The organism is Bacillus sp. JJ1127 (genome assembly GCF_036965845.1).
GTDB lineage: Bacteria > Bacillota > Bacilli > Bacillales > Bacillaceae_G > Bacillus_A.
The window spans coordinates 1-2,430 of the sequence record NZ_JBALQK010000423.1 but is presented as its reverse complement, the minus strand read 5'-3'; the positions used below and the strand labels follow the sequence as shown (position 1 = coordinate 2,430).

The window sequence follows — 2,430 nt, the reverse complement described above, 5'->3', positions numbered from 1 at the left end:
TTATAAAGATCGAAAGAGAGCATCTTTATACATGTAAGGGCAGATAAAAAGATATTCCACCAACCAAAGGGGTGAAGGTATGACCAAAAAAACCCATATTTTAGTAGTTGAAGACGACAATGATATTAATCAATTACTATGCAATATTATTAAGAAAAACGGATATTCCCCTCAACCTGCTTTCTCTGGAACTGAAGCAGTTATTTATATTGAAAAACAAGATTGGCAATTAATACTCTTGGATTTAATGCTTCCAGGCATGGATGGAGAAAGGATATTAGAAAAAATAAGTGATACAAAGCAAACACCTGTGATTATTATTTCAGCTAAAGGAGAGCTACAAACAAAAATATCAGCTTTACGAGGGGGAGCCGATGATTTTATCACTAAGCCTTTTGATATTGAAGAAGTTTCTGCAAGAATTGAATCACACTTACGAAGATACAATCGTTTGAAAGAACCTATTTTCACGAATCGTTTACAATATAAAGATATTCATTTAGACATGGATACAAAGGCTGTATATGTTAATCATTCATTACTCTCTTTAACAGCTAAAGAATATGCCATTTTAGAACTCCTCATGTCCTACCCTAAAAAGGTCTTTACAAAAATGAACCTATTCGAAAATGTATGGGGAGAGAATTTTTTAGGGGATGACAATGCGATTAATGTCCATTTAAGTCATTTAAGAAAGAAACTAACGGAGGCTAATCCAGATGGAGACTACATTGAAACGATTTGGGGTATGGGATATCGATTGAAATAAAGTTGGGTTTTCACTCAACTCAAAAATACATTTGTCTTTGTCATAAAAAACTTAAGTCTTTCTTAAGGGGTTTCTTTATTATTTCTTATGTGTTCCTTCCTATACTAGAATTATCCTATAAGAAAGGCGGTACATCACGTTATGAATAACTTTGTTTTAAAAACTCGTAATCTTTCTAAAAAATATCAAGGTGATTTCGCCCTTAAAGATGTCAATCTTACCATTAGAAAAGGCGAAATTTATGGATTTATTGGACAAAATGGTGCCGGTAAATCAACATTCCTTCGTGTAGCAACGGGGCTTTCCTTTCCCACAAATGGAACAGTAGAATTATTTGGGGTAAGTGATCAGAAGGAAATGACGAAAGCACTAAAACGTGTAGGAGCCATCATTGAATCTCCTGCCCTCTATTCACAAATGACTGCGTTTCAAAATTTAGAGGTACATCGCTTGCAAAAGGGGATTCCTGGAAAAGAGTGTATAAAGAAAACACTGGAGTTGGTTGGCCTCCAACATACTGGAAAGAAAAAGACTAAAAACTTTTCCTTAGGTATGAAACAACGTCTAGGTTTAGCTATAGCCTTACTTGGTGAACCGGAGTTTTTAATTTTAGATGAACCAACTAATGGATTAGATCCAACTGGTATTATTGAACTTAGGGAACTTCTAAAAAAACTAAATAAAGAAAAAGGACTAACCATTTTAATTTCTAGTCACATTCTGAATGAGCTCCATCAATTGGCTACTCATTATGGCATTATTCATAAAGGAGAATTGCTAGAACAACTATCATCCAAGGAAATGGAAGACAAGTGTAGAAAATACATTCATATTAAGGTTGATAACCCTCATCAAGCTGCCGTAATCATTGAATCAGAGCTTGAAACAACAAATTTTGAAGTCATGCCAGAGGGTACAATTAAGCTGTATGAACATATAGATGCTTCAGCAAAAGTATCTAAAGTTTTATCAATTAACGGCCTTACCATTGAACAATTTGCTCTAATGGGTGACACATTAGAAAATTACTTTACAAAGTTAATTGGTGGTGAGGATCGTGAATAATTTAATCAAAGCAGAGTTGTTTAAACTAAGAAGAAATAAGGTATTTTGGACGCTCATTGTTTTACTCTCTATAGGGGGGATCGGCTATACAGCCTTATTGTATTTGGCCTCAAAAGGAATCATCTATCTTATCATTGGTAAGGGTCTCTTTATAGGTGAACCAGATGCGGGTCCCGCACTTAAAACTTCTGGATCAGAAATATTAATGATAACACTGTTTCAAAATCCGTTCTCTCTAACACTAATTATGAGTACGTTGGCTGGATTTTTCATCTCTAATGATTATGCAACAGGAGTAATGAAGAACACTGCTTTAAGTGGAAATAACAGGATGCAAATATTTATTGCAAAATCCATTTCCTATGCCGTGGGTATTACTATTATTTGCTGCATTTGGCCAACTATTGCTACAGTAGGTTCTACTATACTATTTGGTTTTGGGAAAGTATCCGACCATTCTATATTCATTTATATCATGAAAACGGTTTGTTTATATCTTTTACAACTCATTGCATTCTCTTCCATTATCTTGTTTGTTGCAATTGTAGTAGAAGAAAGTGGTAAAGCTATTATCATTTCAATAGGGGTTATATTAC

At 34.2% G+C, this 2,430-nt stretch carries 3 protein-coding genes; all 3 read left to right on the top strand.

The window, feature by feature from the left end; translation table 11 throughout:
* Positions 1-79: 79 nt before the first annotated feature.
* The gene (locus V7183_RS25460; RefSeq protein ID WP_335361276.1) at positions 80-769 is read left to right on the top strand and encodes a response regulator transcription factor; all 690 of its coding nucleotides are present in this window, start codon (positions 80-82) and stop codon (positions 767-769) included.
* A gap of 141 nt (positions 770-910) precedes the next feature.
* On the top strand, positions 911-1,834 hold the full coding sequence (locus tag V7183_RS25455) for an ABC transporter ATP-binding protein (RefSeq protein ID WP_335361275.1): 924 nt from the start codon (positions 911-913) through the stop codon (positions 1,832-1,834).
* On the top strand, positions 1,827-2,430 hold a 604-nt coding region (locus tag V7183_RS25450), incomplete at its 3' end, for an ABC transporter permease (protein WP_335361274.1). The genes V7183_RS25455 and V7183_RS25450, both read left to right, overlap by 8 nt.

What these genes read in the sequence shown, in the direction of transcription:
- V7183_RS25460 (WP_335361276.1), top strand. Translation starts at nt 80, where the DNA reads ATGACCAAAAAAACCCATATTTTAGTAGTTGAAGACGACAATGATATT.
- V7183_RS25455 (WP_335361275.1), top strand. Translation starts at nt 911, where the DNA reads ATGAATAACTTTGTTTTAAAAACTCGTAATCTTTCTAAAAAATATCAA.